Origin of the sequence: Bradyrhizobium jicamae, assembly GCF_001440395.1 — a bacterium.
GTDB lineage: Bacteria > Pseudomonadota > Alphaproteobacteria > Rhizobiales > Xanthobacteraceae > Bradyrhizobium > Bradyrhizobium jicamae.
Genome location: NZ_LLXZ01000059.1, coordinates 89,716 through 108,836, shown reverse-complemented (window position 1 = coordinate 108,836; position 19,121 = coordinate 89,716). Strand labels below are relative to the sequence as shown.

Sequence of the window (19,121 nt, the reverse complement as noted above, 5' to 3'; positions counted from 1 at the left end):
TGCAACCAGGCATGGGCCTGAGGCTCCGGGATCTCCACGCAAAACTACAGGAAGCTCTACGACGCTTACTTGTCGCCTGCCTGGAATTGACAGATCAGAGAAATATCGCCCACACCTGAAGTTCGCCTCGCCTTCCATTGACGGCTACCCCGCCCCAAACATTCCTCGTGCTTGCGCTCTCTCAAGCTGGTGGAAGCGATCCCTGGCGGCGCCCCGATCTGTGACATGTCTGATCTGGCATTTCGTCCGCGCTGTCTGAGTTGCACATCGACTTCATCCCGGCGGCCATGATTGAGAGCCCGGTAAGAAGCCGTGCGGAGCTTACGCCACACTATACTCCTCGATGAGGCGTTTCGTGTTCAGAATGTTGCTTTTGCTTGAAGCTCCGAACACAATTGATTTAATGTCCTTCTGACGGCAGACGTACTCGATAGCCTCACGCGGGTTGATCGCTCCCGAAGCCAAGACGGACATCGCAACCGGCCTGAACTTGCGGGATGCAATGGCTTTCTCGTAAAGCTCGATACCGCCGCACATCCGAAAGCCCAGCTTATTTATATTCGCACATACGATCGGGTTCTCTATGCCGACTTCCTCCAGAACATCGAGAAGACGCGGCATGTTCATCGTTATAAAGCCCGGCTCGGCCTTGTAGCGGTCCCGCACGTGGTCGGCAAAAATGCGAAACGCGTCTTTTATCCCCATCCCAAGCAGCAGATCGGTGACCACGTTCTGGAGAAAGATGACCGGCGTCTTCAGCCCATTGAACATCTTCATCTCAGCGTCGATCAGGAGCCGCGCCATACCCTCCACATCGCGCCTGGCCACAGATACACCACCCCTCACCAGCGCAGAAAGGGCACCCTCCGCGGGCAAAAACCGCTTCAATGCCTCCATCGTTCCGTGCTCGGTCACGGCGTTTGCGTATTTATGGGCGTACGGCATGCAGGGATAGAATTCGAGCTTCGAATATCGCTCCGGGTGCAAACGAACATGCGCGCAGATCTCGGCGATTCGATCATGCGTCGTGCACATGAAGACATGGATCCCGCTGTCATAGGCGGCATCCAGCAAATCGATGATTTCCTGGATATCCGCGAAGCGGATGGCCTGCGCACGCGCCTTTTCCTCGGACATGTGATTGATGCCGAAGAACTGATTATCGCCGAACAATATTCGATCCACTGGCCCCTCCTCCCTTGATGGGAGAGCATATCTATCTCAGCGCCCCATGACCGCGGACAAGAAGCCTCCAGACCCGTTCGGGCTCAGAGTTGGGCTCCTGGCCCCGGAATCCACCTGCCGCCAAGCTTCTCCCGCGTTCTGCAACATCGCGGACACGACACAATCGGTCTGAGCCGCAGACTCGAAGGACGAGATATTCTCCCGGCGCCCCTCCACGATGCATTGGAAGAAGTAGTCGAGTTGCGCAGAATATTCCTCGCCTCGCAGGTAATACCAGACATCGCTGTGAAAGTCGGTTGTATGACGAATGTCCCAACCCTCTTTCGCCGCAACAGCGCTGCCCGCTGCGGCTCGAATGAATGTCTTCACTTCCTGACGGTCGACGACCATACGTCCGTTCGTGCCCCAGAGCGTGACCTGCGTCGACATTCTGCGCAAACTGTCGTCGCTCCAATTGGCGGCAATCATTCCCGTCATGCCATCGGTAAAATGCATCGTCGCGTAGACCTCGTCGTCCACGTCCCGGGAAAAGATTCTGTTGAGCACCGTCCCGGACACAGCATCGGGCCTGCCAACAAGGTAATTCACGATATCGATTGCATGGCATGCGTAATCATAGAGGCAGCCTCCGCCCTCACTGCCCTTCGACCGCCATGTCGCCCCTTTCGGTCGCAACACCACCGGGCCATAGGCTTCAACCCGGACGTGATGAAGCCGGCCAAGCGCGTGCGCATCGAGTAGACGCTTGGCCGCGTTGAACGCCCCGACGAATCGGTAGTGATACCCCACCTGGTTGACGACACCTTTCCTTTCAGCCAGCTCCGCCAGATCGAGACCGTCGTACACGTCGAGGCAAAATGGCTTTTCGCAAAACACGTGCAGGCCTCTATTGAGGGCCTCGCGGACCATTTCACCATGAAATCGCGAAGGCGTCGCAATGATGACCGCATCAAGCGATTTCTTATCGAGCATTTCGCGGTAATTGGAGAAGACTTCGATGCCCGTATATTTGTGGAGGATGCCGCACAAATAACTCGTGCTATCGCAAACTCCGACCAACTTGACCGCAGGATGCGTGTTGACAATCGCGAAGTGGGAAAGCCCCATCTTGCCGAGCCCAATCAGGCCAACATTGAGCATCGCAGTCTCCTTAGGCTTGGTACGCCATCGGCTGAAGGCGCACCCTCAACTCTCCTCCGCTGATGCCGTCTCCGGGACATCGCGAGGTGAACAATCGAAGGCCCCGCCAAGGTATAGCAAAGCCCTCCACACGGGCCTGCCAAGGAGGGTTACCCAAATCGTGACGCGAGTGCCCGTAGACATAGCTGGCACATTGAGATGGGCTGGATTGGTCAGATTGGCAGGCCATCCATGCGTTGGAGCGCGGTGTCGGTCATGAGCGACAGAGTTTGCCCTTGCAAGAAGGAGCTGACCTGAGGGGATCTGGCCCACCGTTCGGGATCAGTCCTTGACGTGGACTGCAAGTGGCCGAGGCGGTGGCAGGCCGATGATCGGAAGCTGGCGCGGACTGCAGCGGATTGCAGTCGTCACCCCCCGGAGAGGATGCCCAAGCGCGGCTACGCTTCAGCCGAAGGCGCAGAGGCGTACATATCCTGCACGAAATCACGATAAGGGCGCGCGCTTATACCATTCCTGGGCCGGCTGGTCTGGGCTTCTGCTGTGATCGAGAATGGGTAATCCGAAAGGGTCGAGCCCCGGACCAGTTCAAACGACTATGCTCGCGTTGGCTTCCTCTCATTGCCCTCTCATCAGCGAGCTCTTTTCAAGCATGTGCGGAATTTCCGGTATTTGGGAGCGTAGAGGTTGCAGCCTGCAGGATTTGAAAAGGCGCGTCTCTGCAATGACGCAAACCCTGAGTCACCGCGGGCCAGACGACAGTGGAGTTTGGTTGAGCCAGGACGCCAGCATTGCCTTCGGGCAGCGTCGCCTTGCAATTGTCGACTTGTCCCCAATGGGACATCAACCAATGATCTCGGCCAACGGCCGATATGCAATTACATTCAACGGTGAAATATATAATTTTCGAGAGCTGAGGACCGAATTAGAGGGGCGCGGAGTTCGGTTTCGCGGGCATTCAGATACAGAAGTTATTGTCGAAGGCTTCGCCCAATGGGGCGTCAAGTCGACCATCGCTCGCTTGAACGGGATGTTCGCAATCGCTGCGTGGGACGCTGGAGAGCGTCAACTGTTCCTGGCTCGTGATCGAATGGGCGAGAAGCCGCTCTATTGGGCGATTTTCGGCGGGCTAGTGCTATTCGGGTCAGAATTGAAAGCGCTGCGGGTTCATCCCGGTTGGAAGCCAAGCCTCAATCGTGGAGCGATCGCCGCTTTCCTTCGGCATCATTATGTGCCGGGTCCATTCACGATCTACGAAGATGTCTACAAACTGCCGCCCGCCGGGTTAGTCAAAATTGCAAGCGGCGGCCTCGAGGTGGGCGTGTACTGGGATCTCGCCGGCGTTGTTTCGCAGGGGCAGCGCAATACGATCCGAGCCGGCGAAGAGGAGCTGGTCGATGAACTCGACGAGCTGCTGCATGATGCAGTATCGCGCCGCATGGTTGCGGATGTTCCGCTTGGCGCCTTTCTGTCGGGTGGCTATGACTCATCTACTGTCGTCGCACTGATGCAAAGAGTCTCTCGGAGACCAGTCAAGACGTTTACCATCAGCTTTGAAAACGCGGCATTCGACGAATCGAAACACGCTGAGGCTGTCGCTCGGCATCTTGGGACCGAGCACACAACGTTTCCCGTCAGCGGCGCTGAAGCTCTCGATGTCGTGCCGAAGTTGGCCGAAATGTATGACGAGCCGTTCGCCGACTCCTCGCAGATCCCGACCCATATTGTCTCCGCGTTGACGCGGAAGCGCGTCACGGTGGCCCTCTCAGGAGATGGTGGTGACGAATTGTTTTCCGGGTATGACATGTATCGGTGGACGGATTCCGTTTGGCGGCCGAGTGCGAAAGTGCCGCTTGCACTCCGCCGACTCGCGTCTTCAAGCATTCGCGCTGTGCCGCCTAGCGCCCTCGACAGGATAGCGCGCTATGTACCATACTTTCGGCGCGTGCCACAGGTTGGCCAAAAGGCCCATCGGTTGGCGCACATCCTCTCAGCGTCATCGATCGACTCCGTGTACTATCAAGTTATCTCGCACCATCAGAACCCAGATAATCTTGTAAAAGGGTCACAAGAGGTACGGACGGCCTGCTGGGGTCAAGACCTCAAGGTCCTCTTACCCGATCCGGTGGACCGTATGCGCTACCTGGACATGTGCACGTATTTGCCCGATGACATCCTAACCAAGGTTGATCGCGCTTCTATGGCTGTCGCTCTTGAGGTCCGCGCTCCGTTGCTCGACCATCGCCTGGTTGAATGGATCTGGAAGCTACCGTCATTTCAGAACGCGCGTGCCCCGCGCCCCAAACACTTGCTTCGGCGTGTTCTTGCTCGCTATGTGCCCGATGGTTTGGTCGATCGCCCGAAAATGGGCTTCGCCGTTCCGCTCGCAGATTGGTTGCGCGGTCCGTTGCGGAATTGGGCCGAAGACCTAATGAACGAGGCTGACCTGCGCGCCGGTGATATTTTTGACGTCGAGGCCGTTCGCTCCGTCTGGACCGAATTCTTGAACGGAGATAATGGAGGCTATCTGTTCGTCTGGAACATTCTAATGTTTCAGGCTTGGCATCGTCGGTGGTGCAGTGCACCGGTGGCGGATACCGGAACAAGGCGCTTGGCATCCCTTTTGAATTGAAGATGTGGCCATGTAAGCCGACCGCATGCTCGACAATTGCAGAGAAACCCTTTGACTGGGATTTGGTGGAGAAGCGCCGATGCGATCCCTGACAAGGTCAAATGCACAACCTCAGATATCCGGCCTTATCTACTCGAAAGCCGCCGAACTGCTACTCATCGGCCTGCTGCTGGTCTTTATATATCCATTCTTCTTTGTAATTTCCGGAACGGATCCGGCTCTTCCGACTGCAAGTCAATCGGAGACCAAGATAGTCTACTATCTACAGATGGCGCTCCCGTTTTCTTGCGTCGCAATTGCCTTGATGTGTCGGGGTTCAGGCGTATGTCTTCCGATCGCGATCATGAGTTATGCCAGTATCTGCCTCGCATCGACCATATGGTCCGTTGAGCCATACGGCACATTCAAGCAAGCGTCCTTGATGTTTCTATATATTCTTGCCATTGCCGCTGTCTGTCAGGTCTTGGATATCGGTACCTTTTGCAAAATAATAGTCAAACTATTGGTATTCTTAATGCTCGCGAGCGTGGTGATGGCGGTCGCTTTTCCGAACTATGGAATACATCAAGTGAGTGATAGCATCCATCAAGATGATCATGTTGGCCGGTGGCGCGGGGTGTTCGCGCATAAAAATCAACTGGGCGCCGCGGCGTCTATCAGCGTTTTCACGTTCTTGTTTCTCCCGCGTCTCATAAACGCGTCCGTTGGTTTCCGCGTGATTTGTATTGGCTCGGCGATCGTGTGCCTGATATCCGCCCAATCGGCTGGCTCGTGGATCGCTTTGTGCATGCTGTTAGTCTATTATTGGCTGATAGGAGGTGTGCATGCTTCCCGAAGCACTCTACTGCTAATTGTGTTTGGTGTAAGCGCATTCGCGTTTACAGCCTTCTCATTTTTCGGCGAAGACCTCGTAGCTCTCGTTGGGCGCGACGCGACCTTTTCTGGACGCACCTACATCTGGCACATCGTGTTTGACGCAGTTTGGCAGAAGCCCCTCCTTGGATACGGCTACTACGCCGCAACGGTCGATTTCATACGACCTCTTCTCGTTGGCGCGATGGGACAGGCTGCCGTCGATGCCCACAATGGATATCTTGACGTCTTGCTAGGAACAGGGATCGTTGGTCTGGCACTATTACTATTTTGTATTTCGTCAGTCATAGTAATAGGCATCGGCCGCGTGAAGACGTCTGCCACCGAACGGGATTTCTTTATGCTGCTTGTGAGTTTTCCTATTTTGGGCTTGTTGTCTTCATTCTTCGAGGTGGCGGCAATGTCCGGGGTTCAGGACCCGCTCGGAGCGCTGACTTTCTTATCGTTAACCGCGGTCCCATTGTATTTGCGACTCGATCGCAGCACTTATCAATGGCGGACGTTTGCCGAACACACGGGATCAGCAGCCCGACTTTTTAGAACTGGAAGGCGAGGTACGGCGCGCTGAGGGTCTCCGATGCTCGGCGACTGAAGGCGGCGCGCGTGCGCGACCTGGCGATAGACGGCGCGGACGCCATCGACCTATTATCGCCGGAGATGACGTAAGGAGCCACCGATCATCAATGGCCGCTAGTTACCCCTTTTGGGGCAGGCACGATATCCGAATGGCTGGCTGTATCAGACGTCGCCAAGCGTATTTTGGACGTTGGAAGGCGGCAATCTTCGGCCGAGCCGAAAGCTGCTGATGAGGGCCGCTGCTGGTTTGGGGAATTACGATGTTGGACAAGACCACTGAGATTTCACGGTACGCGCGATTGGCAGAGATGAGATACTGGCTCGGGATGCGCAAGTGTTTTTGGCATGAGTATCTCCACACCGGAGAATGGGAGCTGCGCGAATTGCACAAATATGTGCGCCGAGATGGTGTTGCCCTCGACGTCGGCGCCAGCAGTGGGGTCTATGCATACCATCTCAGTCGGATGGCCCGCTACGTTTATGCTTTCGAGCCAATTCCAGAAGACGCTGAGCGCATTCGCCGATTGAGAGTGAGGAATATTGTGGTCGAGAACGTTGCACTATCATCCCAGCAAGGCCAAGCAAAGTTGCGAGTTCCGCTCGTTCCCTCTCAAGGAGAGGATAAAGGTATGGCCAGCCTTGAGCCCCGGGTGGTCGCTGACGAGCGCCTTTCTCGGACGATCGACGTTTCTCTGCGTCGGTTGGACGACTATGACTTCAAAAACATTTCCTTCATCAAGATCGACGTCGAAGGCCATGAGGAGGACGTGCTGGACGGAGGACAAAAGACAATCGCCCGCGATCGCCCCTGCCTGCTGATAGAAATCGAGGAACGGCACAATCCAGGTGGGCTTAGCCGAATTGACAAGAGCCTCTCCGCTCTTGGCTACGAAGGGTTCTATTTTGAGCGTGGCAAGCGTCGTCCCGCCAGAACGTTCGACAGTGCAGGCAATCAACTGCCGTCGCCGGCTTTCAAGACTGGGAACGAACGTCGGAGGAGTCTCTCCTATATCAATAACTTTCTGTACTGCCCGACGACGCGGATGGGCAGCGCCTAAGCGGGCTTCTCGCTCGCAGAGACCTACATCCCATGATCCTCGCCAAATGGGTTAACGGACGCGCGACGATACGATCAAGGCGCGAGATCTCTACGCGAAGACTCACCCGGCAGGAATCGAGGAGGCGGGGCAAAAGTGCTGCCTGACGCTCTGGCGTCGATAGCAAAAATGTTCCCCGGCTTTTCCCTGCTCGCGATCGCGTTTGTCCTGGGCCCATCGCAAGGCTCTGCACCAGAGGAATTGATCCTTCGGAATTGTTGCGCCGTCGGCAAAAGGCACACATTTGCGGAGCGTTAGAGCGTAGCCCGCACTGCTCCAACGAACCACTGTTTCGTACCCTTGATCGACAATCTCCCATTGGGATAATCGAAGCCTTCGCATACGAAGTTCCGGAAATCATCGTGCACGAACACAATGGCGGTCCACGCCGCAAACCTTTGCCTCGCTCAAATTCGACGTATCGACAGCGCCGTGGACGACTCAGAAGGCCCCAGTTCTGAGGGTAGATGAGGCCTTGCGGCATGGCGGCATGGCAAGGGCTCGGGCAGTTCGTTCTCGGTGGCGGCGGCGTTCTTCAGGAGCGGCAGTGAGGGGATTTTCGGAGCTGTGGGCTTTGTGGACATCCGGTTGTTACAAACGTCTCTACCCCAAGACATGAAAAAAAGCCGCCCGGAGGCGGCTGTGGAAAGCGGGTGCGGTGTACTGTCGGCTGCCGCTGGTTTATCTCAAGCGCCGCTGGAAGCATCAGCGCTTCGTCAATACGAATTTCGAAGTCAAGATCGTTCCGACCGAGAACGTTACCAGCGCACAGGAACGCAAGTTGATCCTGAGCTTTGCCCGGGAGATCGGGCTCGACTTCGGCGAACTCGATACGCTGCGCGATCGCGGGACGGGAAAGCTCTACATCGTGGATGCAGCGAAAACGCCGTTCGGGCCGCCTGGGCGGCTTTCATTCTTGCAAAAGCGGAAGGCGGTTAAGCGCATCTCGGCTGCGTTCCGATCTGAATTTTTAGCGGTTCACTTGTAAGTTGCCACCGCGATCCCGTTGGCGTTAGCCGTCGACACGAGAGATCCAACCGCAGTGAAGACGGCCCAGAAGACCAATAAGCGAATCCTGATGCCCGCCCCGCCGGCACCTGCTTGTCGGGGCCGTCGCGCTCGATGTTGACGTCATCGCGGATTCAACGCGCTCCTTTCTCGCAAGCATGACGAAGAAGTTCAGCTCTGCGCCTTCGACCTGCTGGCCGTAGGGGAAGAATTCCCGCAAAGCCTCCCCTCTCGATGCGCAAGGAGAACCTCGAACAACTGCTGGCGCGGCGTCCTGAGGGCGTCTTCATCAATCCATGGCGGATTGCATAGCGCCTGCGGCGACCACAACCGGTGGAACTCAGGAGGAGTGCCCCTTTTTAGCAATTATTCCACACGGTGCACTTGCGTAGGCTGGCCCGGTGTACCGGCTTTGCGGCGCGATCCAGGCCCTGATCGCAGGCCGCCATGGCAAGCTCTGCTTGGGCTAGTTGCGCCATGCAGTAGAGCAAAGCCGAGAGGAAAAATCTCATGTCTCAAAAACTACTTACGTTCGCTGCATGGACCGGCCTGTGTGTCAGTGCTTATTCGACCCTGTCGCCGCTAAGCGATAGGCCGATTTTGCTGACCTCGTCGAATATGGAACATCTTGCAGCATTTGCCATTCTCGGCACGCTCTTCTGCTTAGCCTATCCCCGACGCACTCTTGCCGTCCTGCTCATCGTACTTGGCAGCGCCGCATTGCTTGAGCTCCTGCAGTTTCTTACTCCGGATCGCCACGCCCGAACCCTGGACGCACTCCAGAAAATTGCTGGAGGCGCCGCAGGCGTTTTTGCTGGCCGCGCTGTCCTGCGTTTCGATCGAGCACGTTTCTGGTTGTTGCGCGACCTCAGACACCCACCCACGCCTTGAAATCCGCTGCGAGGCTATCCCGCGTCGTGCATCCCGAACTGTCGAGAAGTCCCATCCGAGCTGTTCGGTCCTGGCGCGACCCTGCTTGTAGTGGTGTCCAAGCGCGTGTCTAGGGCATCGGCGAGCCAAGCCTGCGTTCATTGAGGTTGGCGGTCCGGATCAGGGTGAATGTGGCGGCCCGCTCGCCGCCGCGGTCCGAGCCGCAGAGGGTCCAATTGCGGCGCCCGACGGCCACGCATCTCAGCCGCGCGCTTGGCGGCTTTGTTGGTCAGGCAGACTGGCGATGCGGGCCTATTGAGGACCGATACGCAGAAGAGGTAATCCGAATTGGATTTGACTGACAGCGCTATCGCGTCGTCTCAGTAACCAAGTCTTCCATAAGGCACGGGAGCCGTGCGGACAGGCCGGGAGGCTTCCGTCGTCAAGCAGCAAAGCTCATTGCCCAGGCGGTCACTTGGCCGCGCAAGCGAAGCGCGGAAATTGCTTTAATTTGTCGCAATTCCGCATCCAGGTAACTGCTCTTTGGCTAAACCCGGCGCAGCAGCCTTGCTCGTCAGAGCAGCAGATCATGGCAAGATAAATTTGGCAGTTTCGCCTCCCGCAGACCCCTTGCGAGCAGCAGCATGTCTGGGTCTTTTGATGTAGCCCATCCATGCACCAAAATATCCATCAGGCGCCCCTTGCTTTTTGCCCTTACGTGATTGTTTCATCAGGGTAATCCGCATAGATGGCGCTGCGGTTCAATGCAAAGAATTGCACTTGTGCGCATGAGCGCTCCCAGCGATCGGAATCCACTTATGACTTCTGACTGCTGCGCCGGGATCATAGTGCAGGTTTCCGAGAATGATGATTTGGAGGTCCTGGCATTCATCCTCGATGCGGAGCAGGACGTCATCCGTGAGATAGGCGTTTGCCTCAACGAGGAGGAACGCCGACGCGCCGAGGGGTTGAGACTGGAGCGGGACCGCCGCCGCTTCGTCGCTACCCGGGGGCAGTTGCGCCGGGTCCTCGCTTCTAAACTGGGAATCTCGCCGTCCGACGTCGAATTAGAACATGGACGCCTCGGCAAACCCCACCTCTCGCACCGTATGCCGGGTCGCGATTTGCGCTTCAGCGTCTCACGTTCCGGAGATGTCGCGGTCGTCGCCCTCTCGACCAGGCAGGAGGTCGGGGTGGACATCGAGGCAGTTCTCCCTGTGCCGGAAGCGGACGAGATCGCAGCGCTTTGCTTTTCCGCCTCCGAGTATGGGTCCTATGCCGCCCTTGGTCCGGAAGACCGGCTGGAGGGCTTCCTTGAACGCTGGACCCGGCTGGAGGCTATCTCTAAGGCCTTGGGGTGCGGCTTGGGACAGCCCCTTTCTTGCCATGAAAGGGATTGGGTTGTCCGCAGGTTCGTACCGAAACCTGGGTACATCGGGACGGTGGTAGTCCGGAATTGAAGTGCCCGCGATGGCATCCTTCACCTACGATGCACAGCGGACAAACGAGGAGCTTGATCAATTCGATTGGACCTGATCGGAAGGCCCTATGTCGGCGGACGTGACGCAGATCCCGGGGCTTCTCGCAGGCCTCGCGGCCAAGGACATCAAGATCTGGGTAGATGGCGACCGGCTGCGGTGCAACGCGCCAGCTGGCGCACTGACGGCGGAGTTTCGCGACCAGTTGCGGGACCGGAAGGACGAACTCATCGCGTTTCTGAATATGGCCACGGCTGCGGCCCGGCAACAGCCTGCCATCATTCCCCTGCAGTCTAGCGGAACACGCACGCCTATTTACGCCGTACCCGGGCATATCGGGGCGCCCTTCTCATTTTCGGACCTGTCGAAGCACCTGGGCGACGATCAACCGTTCTACGCACTCCAGCCGTCGGGCTTCGATGGGCAGAGCGAGCCGATGGACCGCGTCGAAGATATCGCCGAGTACTTCGCCCGCCAGATCATCCAATACCAGCCCACCGGTCCGTACATCATCGCCGGTTACTGCTCCGGCGCTTCAACCTCTTTCGAACTGGCAAAAATCCTGGGTCAACGCGGAGCGGAGGTCCCATGCATAGCGCTGTTTGGCCCGCTTCATCCCTCCACCTATAAGGAACTGCCGCGTCTGCTGTATTTCTTTGCCAGGCGTAGCGCCTATCCGCACCTGCGACAGATGGCGAAGCTGCCGACGTTCGGCGCCCGTCTCCGATATTTCGGCAGTCGCCTCCGGATTCTCGGCGAGCGCAGCCGCGCCCTCGTGACCCGCATCCGCCAAAGCAAAGAGCCTGTCACTACGGATCCGGTGCTGGCGAGCAGAGCTCGACTCAAGTCCGCGGCGATCACGGCTTTGCGGCGGTACATCCCCACTCCGTATTCGGGTCGCGTATGCATTTTCCTTCCGAACAAGGCCTGGCTGCGATCGGGTGCAGCACCGCACCGATGGCTTCGAGTGGTGCCCCATGCCGAATTTTATTTCGGGTCCGATGACTGCCACGATGTCCTCATGCTGGAGGACCCGGATGCACCTGCCATCGCAGAGCTTTATCGCCAGGCAACCCAAAAGCTGAACGGGACGTGATTTGATTTTTTGATTTCCGCAATGGGAGCGCATCTCATGAATGAAGTCCTACCTATCGCGGCGGAGGGCGTAGCGCTTCCCCTGCTGAAAGATGCCGATCATCAAGCGATGGTCGTCGAGTACAATGCCACGGCAGCGCCCTACCCGTCGGACCGGACGATCGTCGATCTCTTCCGCGACCAAGCGATGCGTAGTCCTGACGCTGAAGCGATCCGCTTCGGCGATGCAACGCTGACGTACCAGCAACTCAATGAACGCTCCAACCAGATGGCCGCGCATCTGAGCTCGACCGGCGTAGGTCCGGGTCGGATCGCCGTTGTGTTCATGGAGCACTCCATTGAAATCGTCGTCGCGATCTTGGGCGTCCTGAAGTCCGGCGCAGCCTATGTGCCGGTGGATGCGGCAACGCCGAAGGGGCGTCTCGCAACAATCCTGAAGGACATTGCCAACGGAACCGATCGGCGGGCGCCGGTGGCGATCACTCAGGCGCGCCTGCAATCCGTCATCTCCCCGAACCTTGCCGACATTTTCGTGCTCGACGCCGATTTCGGGTCGATTTTGAATCAGCCGGCTTCGGACCGTCCGTCCGCTGCCACTCAGGACGGCGCCGCTTATATCATCTTCACCTCCGGCTCGACCGGCACGCCCAAGGGCGTCGTGATCGAGCACCGAAACCTGGTGAACTACATCTGGTGGGCCGCCCGGATGTACAGTTCCGGCGAACGTCTAGCATGGCCCCTTTTCTCATCCCTCGCCTTCGACCTGACCGTCACGACGCTCTTCACGCCATTCATCACCGGCGGCCGCATCGTGGTCTATCTTGGTGATCCCGGAGTCCAGAGCATGGTCGTGCTCAAGGTCATCGACGACAATGCCGTCGATATCATGAAGCTGACGCCGGCGCATCTTGCGATGATCCGCGGTTGCAATCTTGAGACCACAAGGCTGCGCAAGTTCATCGTGGGTGGCGAGGACTTCAAGACGGAGTTGGCTCGCGATATCACGAAAGCCATCCCCCATCCCATCGAGATCTATAACGAGTACGGACCAACCGAAGCCACTGTGGGCTGCATGATTCACCGTTTCGACATCGATCGGGATCAATCCGCATCGGTGCCGATCGGCGTTCCGGCCGCCAATGCGGGCATCTACGTCCTTAACAAGGCACATCAGCCCACCGCCCCCGGCGTCATCGGTGAGATGTTCATTGCCGGCGACGGTCTCGCGAGTGGCTATTTCAATCGCCCTGACCTGACCGCCGAGCGTTTCCTCACGGCCACCGATCCCCGGGATGGGTTTTCGAAGCTGCGGCTGTACAAGACAGGCGATCTCGCCCGCTGGAACTCGGAAGGGCGCTTGGACTTTCTCGGCCGCGCCGATCATCAGGTGAAGGTTGGTGGCGCGCGTGTCGAGCTGGGCGAGATCGAAGCGCGACTTCTGAAACACCCGCACGTTCAGGAATGCGCTGTCGCTGCCGTCGCCACCTCGGTGGCGAAACCAGCGACACAAGTGCGCTATTGCGAACGGTGCGGTGTCGCATCCGACCTGCCCGGCACGACGTTCGATGCGGCAGGCGTCTGCAATCTATGCCGGGCCTTCGACACCTATGTCGACAAGGCGCAGACCTATTTCAAGACATCGGATGACCTCCAGGTTCTCATCGCGGAGATGCAGGCTAACCGGAAGGGACCTTACGATTGCATCGTGCTGTTGAGCGGCGGCAAAGACAGCAGTTTTATGCTGTGCAAGCTCGTCGCCATGGGCGTGAAGCCGCTCACCTTCACCCTCGACAACGGTTTCATTTCGGAAGGAGCCAAGGCCAATATCAGGCGGCTCGTAAACTCCCTCGGCGTGGATCACCACTGGGGAAGCACGCCGCATATGAACGAGATCTTCGTCGACAGCCTGAAACGGTTCGCGAACGTCTGCAACGGCTGCTTCAAAACGATCTACACCCTGGCCACGAACGTCGCCCGCGAACGAGGGATCGGGTACATCGTGACGGGGTTGTCCCGCGGCCAATTCTTTGAGACGCGCCTGACTGAGGAGGTCTTCAAGCGGGACGACTACGATCCGGCCCGCCTGGACGCGCTCATCGCCGAGGCGCGCAAGGAGTATCACCGCCGCGAGGATGCTGTGTCGCGCTATCTCAACGTGGATGCCTTCCGGAGCGACTCAATATTCGAAGAAGTGAAGTTCATCGACTTCTACCGCTACTGGAGCGTCCCTCTGGAGGACATGCTCGACTTCCTGAAGACGCAGGCAGGATGGGACCGACCTGCGGATACAGGGCGCTCCACGAACTGCCTCATCAACGATGTCGGCATCTACGTTCATAAGAAGCAGCGCGGATATCACAACTACGCCCTTCCCTACAGCTGGGATGTACGTCTCGGCCAGAAAACGCGCGACGAAGCCGTTGATGAACTCAACGACGAGCTGGACGTACCCCGCATCAAGGAGATCATGGCCCAGATCGGCTATGTCGAACCGCCAGCGGCCGAAGACGGCATCGCACGACTTGTGGCCTACTACGTCTCGTCGAAACCCCTGACCGTGGCCGACCTGCGCACCCACCTCGCCGAAGAACTCTTCGAGTCCATGATTCCGACGCACTATATTCGCCTCGAACGGATGCCGCTCACGTCCAACGGCAAGATCGACCGCTCCGCCCTTCCCGAGCCGACGGCGGAGAACATCCAGCCTGCACAAGACTTCGTCGCCCCCTCCACGGAAACCGAGAAGACGCTGGCCGCGCTGTGGCGCGATCTCCTGAAGGTTGAGTCGATCGGCCGTCACGACAGCTTCATGGACCTGGGCGGGCACTCGCTGCTGGTGATGCGGGCGGTGTCGCGCATGCGGGCGACCTTCGGCGTCGACGTGCAGCTTCGCAACCTCTTCGAGCGCCCGACAGTGGCCGGACTGGCGGAAGTGATCGACGGAATGCTGTGGGTGACCGATTCCAGAGCCACTCCGGTCTCGGAAGGACCGAGAGAGGAAATCGAACTCTAGCTTACCGGGGCCTCCGAACGGCCTAGGGGGTAGGTACCAATCCGGACGGAAGCTTTTGCGTTGGACATAGCAGAGCGGATGAATGATGGACAAAGCTTGGGTACCGGCGCGAGGACCGGGGCTGCCTTGGGCGGCGGGGGAGTATGAGCTCTTACGCGACCAGGTGCGCCGGTTCGTCGAGGAAGAGATCAAGCCCCGTGCGGATCGCTGGGAAGAGGACGGGTTCATTCCCCGTCCGATCCTGCGCCGCATGGGCGAACTCGGCTTCTTCGGCATCCGCTACCCGGCCGAGTACGGTGGTGCCGAGATGGACGCGACCGCATCCACGATCTTCGCTGAGGAGCTCGGGCGCTCGACCTATGGCGGCGTCGCCATCGCGACGCTGGTCCATACCGACATGGCTTCCGTGCATGTCTTTCACGACGGGACCAAAGCCCAGCGGGCCCGCTGGATGCCGGGCATTATCAGCGGCGAGGTGATCACCGCGGTCGCCATCACGGAGCCGGATGCAGGCTCGGACGTGAAGGCCATTTCCACGCGCGCCCGCCGAGAGGGCGACTCTTACATCCTCGACGGCACGAAGCTCTACATCACGAACGGCGTCCACGCGGATCTCTACTGCGTCGCCGCCAAGACCGATCCCTCGGCAGGAAGCCACGGGATCACGATGTTCCTCGTCGAGAAGGGCACGCCAGGCCTCAGCGTCGCCCGCCAACTGGACAAGCACGGCTGGCGCTCCTCCGATACGGCGGAGCTCGTCTTCGACGGTTGCCGTATCCCGGCCGAGAACGTGCTCGGCGCGGAGGGACTTGGCTTCTACTCTATCATGCGGAACTTCCAGAACGAGCGCCTTGTCCTCGCCGGCATGGCGATAGGGGCGGCCGAGGCAGCGATCGACATGACGCTCGCCTGGGTGAAAGCTCGCCGCGCATTCGGGGGCGTCCTGTGGGACATGCAGGCGATCCGTGAACGCCTCGCGATGCTCTCTGCGAAGGTGGAGGCAGGCCGCCAGTTTCTCTATGCCACCGCCTGGCGCATGGCGGCGGACGAAGATTGCCTGCGCGAGGTCTCGATGGTGAAGGCCGTCTGCGGCGAACTCGTCAACGAGGTCATGTACACGTGCCTGCAGTTCCATGGCGCCATGGGCTTGATGCGCGAGAGCCCGATCGAGCGCATGGCGCGTGACGCCCGCGTCCTATCCATCGGCGGCGGCGCGACGGAGGTGATGCTGGACGTGGTCGCGTCGATGTCGTGAGCCTAATGCGGCAGTTAGAATCATGTCCCGATGCGTGATGCAGTTAACGCTGGGAGGCCGCGTCGCTTGCCGGCACGGCCGCGCAGAGGCAGGCTGACGAGTGGATCATCGCCCATGTTGGCGATCCAGCGCCTCGCTCACGGTTTCACATAGGACCATCCCTTCTCCTGCAGCTCCATCACGCGTACGACGCCTGACTTCACCACTTCCGCCTGAGCAACAATCGGGATGTCCTTGTTCTCGGCCTTGTGCATTCTTTCCTGAGTGTTGCCGCAGGCCTTGAACGATACCTCCGGCCTGCTCAGCGCCATCTCCTCAATACGGGCCTTTACCGGCGATGTGTCATCGCGCAGCATATGCAGGCCCGGCCCGAACGTGACCACCTCGATTTTCACCTTCTCGCCGAGATCTTTATAGTACTGCGCAACATTCGTTGCGTTGTTGAGCGTGAGGTTCATCGCGGCGGGGTCGTTCGTGTTTACCTGCAGAACTAAACGGTGCGCCTTGGCGTCGGACGCAAGCCTCGCGTTGGCGGCAAGAAGGGATCGATCCCTTCTATGCTTGGCGGCTTTACTATGTTTGGTGGCTTTACGCGGGGCGGCAACTCTTTCTGCAACGGGCGGCTGGTACACAGCGGGATACGTCGTTGCCGGCACCCAGTACCGCCCGCCTCGCTCTGCCGCAGCGAATGACGGGGCGAACAGGACTGTAGCGGCTACTATGGTGGTTACGCTGGCAATATGTTGAAACATCTTCATCGAGCTCTCCTGTACAAACTTCATCTGATGCCATCACCCGTTCGGTTTCGCGGCTGGATGAGACCATTTGCACGCAACGATCATCTTCGTACGCACCGCTTCCCACCCGCCGAGCGAGAACGTCCCATCCACCGCGGCTCCTGTCCGGTGTGCGAGGTGAACGCTGAGGCTTCCAGCGTCTGGAAGCGACTGCAGCAAACGAATGACGTCGCCGCCGAACGCAACCCCTGCTCCGGACGCCGGTGGTGCGGCCGCGATCTGCACCGGCTGACCATCGTTAATCCGATAGGAAATCGCGTAATCGTTGCCGCGGCCCGAAATGCCGGGCCCCGCGACTACCAGCTCGGTCTGCCCCTTGCGGCATCGAACTGAAAGCTTCATTGCGGATTCGATGGCACCATCCTGCGACAAGGTCGTGGCGGTGGCGACAGGTGAATAGTCGACCGGCGATGTCGTCTGGCTTAAGATCCAGCTGTCTCCCTTGGAGACCGACTGTTGCACGGGCGCAGCCGTCGGCGAGGCCTTGTCCGGACACTCCGGCCGTTCAGAGCCCTCCATCGGGCCGCAGTCGCGAAGCTGGGCCGCCGGGTCTTCTGCCCCCTGCGCCCAGGCAATCCCGCTTGCGAGCGCGATTCCAACGACAACCGGGATAGCCGCGTTTCTCATTGTGATGCATGCGCTGCGCGCGGTCGGCGTCCCAGCCACGCCTGCGCCGCCGGGAAGCGCGCCAGGCCAGGAACCGTTGCCGCGAGATTGATCGACTTCCATTTCGGGTCGAAACCGGGCTGCTGCAGCTTGTCGATCCGCGAGAACAGGTGATCGACGAAACGAGCGATGCGCTGAAAGCGGTTCGATTTGGCTGTGAAATTGAAGGCGACGAGAGCGGTCGGAACGGCAATCGTCGTTATCCGTTCGCCAGGCTTGATCAGATTGGGATAGTCCGCGGCATCGAGCGCGGCGGGCAGATAATAGTCCTCGAACTTGCTGTCATAGGGGATCGGCAGGAACTTGAACCCGGACTCCCAACGGCCGCGCACGAACGCATCTACCGGCTTCGAGGTAATGAAGACGACCGCCGCCATCTCGCCCTTGCGCATCTGCTCGAGCGCGACCTGATGCGGGATGAACGTCTTTTCCACGTCGAGGCCGAGCCGGCTGAAGATCAGCGGACCCGAATAGGCCGCCGCGGTGCCCTGGGTATTGAAGTTTACTTTCTTGCCGGCCAGATCGTTCAGGCTCTGAATCTCGGGGCGAACGAAGATATGCAGCTCGGACGGGAACAGATTCAGGATGTAGGAAAGCCGCTGCTGAATATCAGGCACCTGGCTCTTGTATTCCTCCAGCACATCCGAATTGATGATCGCGGCGTCGATGCCGCGCAGATAGAGCAGCGAATTCACATTCTCCGTGGCGCCGCGCGTCACGACCGGCAGAACGTGCAGATTGTTTCCATCATCGACGACGCGGGCGATCTCCGCCGCCAGGCGGATCGGCGCACCCTCGATGAGGCCTCCCGCAATACCTACTGTCCAGGCATTCATCGCCGCTTGCGGCTTCTGTGGGGGCGGCGCGCGAGCCAGCAAACGATCGCCTTGCATCCGGGCGTTTGGCGTCTGCGCATTCGCAGCGAACGGCTGAACGATCACGGGCAGCGAGACCAACGTCATAAGAAAAAGTCGTGGAGCTAAACCAAAAGACCAGCTCATCAATCAATTCCTCTTCAAGCCTTGAAGGTGCGGCCGATCGTCGGAGCCTGAAGCAGCGGTTCACACAGGCGCCGCTCGTCCCTCCGCCCGCAGGCGCATCATTGTATTCCGGGTAAATGGCGTACTGTCCGAATCGACGTGCGACGTGCCCGCGATCTCGTAGGCGAAAACTACGTCATCCTTCCCTCGGAATGACCGGTTCTTCATCGGGCAACCCACATGCCATCACCGCCGCACGGTGAGATGACGTTGTACAAAGCGTCATCACGCACGTTATGCACTTCGCTTGCCTGCTGCTGGGAAACTCTTAAGAGGTACATCCAAGGAAGCGGCTCTCAGCATCAGGCGATGCAATTACCAACCAGATCGAGAGCTTGATTTCGGTAACCACCGTAGGTCGGCGAGAGAGTGCGCATCAGGAATGCTTTCGCTTCAACC

14 protein-coding genes and 1 pseudogene are annotated in these 19,121 nt (G+C 58.8%); 9 read left to right on the top strand and 6 right to left on the bottom strand.

Features of this window, described 5'->3' with window-relative positions:
• Nucleotides 1–321: 321 nt before the first annotated feature.
• Complete coding sequence (locus tag CQ12_RS09785) at nt 322–1,185, bottom strand: hypothetical protein (RefSeq protein ID WP_198164108.1); 864 nt, start codon at nt 1,183–1,185, stop codon at nt 322–324.
• A 36-nt stretch (nt 1,186–1,221) separates the two neighbouring features.
• Complete coding sequence (locus tag CQ12_RS09780; protein ID WP_057835086.1) at nt 1,222–2,325, bottom strand: Gfo/Idh/MocA family protein; 1,104 nt, start codon at nt 2,323–2,325, stop codon at nt 1,222–1,224.
• 595 nt (nt 2,326–2,920) lie between these two features.
• Between CQ12_RS09780 and asnB the strand changes: the two genes are divergently transcribed.
• From asnB to CQ12_RS42050, 5 genes are all read left to right on the top strand, one after another.
• Nucleotides 2,921–4,954 (top strand): asparagine synthase (glutamine-hydrolyzing), encoded by a 2,034-nt coding sequence (asnB, locus tag CQ12_RS09775; RefSeq protein ID WP_347337421.1) that lies wholly within the window; start codon nt 2,921–2,923, stop codon nt 4,952–4,954.
• Between the two features lie 79 nt (nt 4,955–5,033).
• Nucleotides 5,034–6,395: an O-antigen ligase family protein gene (locus CQ12_RS09770; protein ID WP_057835084.1), complete on the top strand. Its 1,362-nt coding sequence runs from the start codon at nt 5,034–5,036 to the stop codon at nt 6,393–6,395.
• A gap of 268 nt (nt 6,396–6,663) precedes the next feature.
• Nucleotides 6,664–7,461, top strand: coding sequence for an FkbM family methyltransferase (locus CQ12_RS09765; RefSeq protein WP_057835083.1), 798 nt, complete (start codon nt 6,664–6,666; stop codon nt 7,459–7,461).
• A gap of 697 nt (nt 7,462–8,158) precedes the next feature.
• Nucleotides 8,159–8,488 (top strand): hypothetical protein, encoded by a 330-nt coding sequence (locus CQ12_RS09760; protein ID WP_057835082.1) that lies wholly within the window; start codon nt 8,159–8,161, stop codon nt 8,486–8,488.
• 530 nt (nt 8,489–9,018) lie between these two features.
• On the top strand, nt 9,019–9,399 hold the full coding sequence (locus CQ12_RS42050) for a VanZ family protein (RefSeq protein ID WP_083519211.1): 381 nt from the start codon (nt 9,019–9,021) through the stop codon (nt 9,397–9,399).
• Between the two features lie 14 nt (nt 9,400–9,413).
• Here CQ12_RS42050 and CQ12_RS47630 read toward each other — a convergent pair.
• Nucleotides 9,414–9,677, bottom strand: a pseudogene (locus CQ12_RS47630) (hypothetical protein); the annotation flags it as partial.
• A 519-nt stretch (nt 9,678–10,196) separates the two neighbouring features.
• Between CQ12_RS47630 and CQ12_RS09750 the strand changes: the two are divergent.
• The 4 genes from CQ12_RS09750 to CQ12_RS09735 all read left to right on the top strand — a co-directional run bounded on the left by CQ12_RS09750 (nt 10,197) and on the right by CQ12_RS09735 (nt 16,219).
• Nucleotides 10,197–10,838: a 4'-phosphopantetheinyl transferase family protein gene (locus CQ12_RS09750; protein ID WP_245309828.1), complete on the top strand. Its 642-nt coding sequence runs from the start codon at nt 10,197–10,199 to the stop codon at nt 10,836–10,838.
• A gap of 88 nt (nt 10,839–10,926) precedes the next feature.
• A complete protein-coding gene (locus tag CQ12_RS09745; protein WP_057835080.1) occupies nt 10,927–11,952 on the top strand; it encodes a TubC N-terminal docking domain-related protein in 1,026 nt (341 codons plus the stop codon).
• A 36-nt stretch (nt 11,953–11,988) separates the two neighbouring features.
• A complete protein-coding gene (locus CQ12_RS46210) occupies nt 11,989–14,964 on the top strand; it encodes an amino acid adenylation domain-containing protein (RefSeq protein ID WP_245309827.1) in 2,976 nt (991 codons plus the stop codon).
• 82 nt (nt 14,965–15,046) lie between these two features.
• Nucleotides 15,047–16,219, top strand: a complete 1,173-nt coding sequence (locus CQ12_RS09735; protein WP_057835079.1) for an acyl-CoA dehydrogenase family protein — start codon at nt 15,047–15,049, stop codon at nt 16,217–16,219.
• A gap of 137 nt (nt 16,220–16,356) precedes the next feature.
• Here the strand turns inward: CQ12_RS09735 and CQ12_RS09730 are convergent, their stop codons facing one another.
• The 3 genes from CQ12_RS09730 to CQ12_RS09720 are packed head-to-tail and all read right to left on the bottom strand — an operon-like array spanning nt 16,357 to nt 18,644.
• The gene (locus CQ12_RS09730; protein ID WP_057835116.1) at nt 16,357–16,977 is read right to left on the bottom strand and encodes a DsrE family protein; all 621 of its coding nucleotides are present in this window, start codon (nt 16,975–16,977) and stop codon (nt 16,357–16,359) included.
• Between the two features lie 33 nt (nt 16,978–17,010).
• On the bottom strand, nt 17,011–17,643 hold the full coding sequence (locus CQ12_RS09725; protein ID WP_057835078.1) for a hypothetical protein: 633 nt from the start codon (nt 17,641–17,643) through the stop codon (nt 17,011–17,013).
• On the bottom strand, nt 17,640–18,644 hold the full coding sequence (locus CQ12_RS09720) for a TAXI family TRAP transporter solute-binding subunit (protein ID WP_057835077.1): 1,005 nt from the start codon (nt 18,642–18,644) through the stop codon (nt 17,640–17,642). The genes CQ12_RS09725 and CQ12_RS09720 overlap by 4 nt, the downstream gene beginning before the upstream one ends.
• Nucleotides 18,645–19,121: the final 477 nt, after the last annotated feature.

Bases quoted from the DNA above. Each gene is read 5' to 3' on its own strand.
- CQ12_RS09780 (WP_057835086.1), bottom strand. From the start codon at position 2,325: ATGCTCAATGTTGGCCTGATTGGGCTCGGCAAGATGGGGCTTTCCCAC.
- asnB (WP_347337421.1), top strand. From the start codon at position 2,921: ATGCTCGCGTTGGCTTCCTCTCATTGCCCTCTCATCAGCGAGCTCTTT.
- CQ12_RS09770 (WP_057835084.1), top strand. From the start codon at position 5,034: ATGCGATCCCTGACAAGGTCAAATGCACAACCTCAGATATCCGGCCTT.
- CQ12_RS09765 (WP_057835083.1), top strand. From the start codon at position 6,664: ATGTTGGACAAGACCACTGAGATTTCACGGTACGCGCGATTGGCAGAG.
- CQ12_RS42050 (WP_083519211.1), top strand. From the start codon at position 9,019: ATGTCTCAAAAACTACTTACGTTCGCTGCATGGACCGGCCTGTGTGTC.
- CQ12_RS09750 (WP_245309828.1), top strand. From the start codon at position 10,197: ATGACTTCTGACTGCTGCGCCGGGATCATAGTGCAGGTTTCCGAGAAT.
- CQ12_RS09745 (WP_057835080.1), top strand. From the start codon at position 10,927: ATGTCGGCGGACGTGACGCAGATCCCGGGGCTTCTCGCAGGCCTCGCG.
- CQ12_RS46210 (WP_245309827.1), top strand. From the start codon at position 11,989: ATGAATGAAGTCCTACCTATCGCGGCGGAGGGCGTAGCGCTTCCCCTG.
- CQ12_RS09735 (WP_057835079.1), top strand. From the start codon at position 15,047: ATGATGGACAAAGCTTGGGTACCGGCGCGAGGACCGGGGCTGCCTTGG.
- CQ12_RS09730 (WP_057835116.1), bottom strand. From the start codon at position 16,977: ATGAAGATGTTTCAACATATTGCCAGCGTAACCACCATAGTAGCCGCT.
- CQ12_RS09725 (WP_057835078.1), bottom strand. From the start codon at position 17,643: ATGAGAAACGCGGCTATCCCGGTTGTCGTTGGAATCGCGCTCGCAAGC.
- CQ12_RS09720 (WP_057835077.1), bottom strand. From the start codon at position 18,644: ATGACGTTGGTCTCGCTGCCCGTGATCGTTCAGCCGTTCGCTGCGAAT.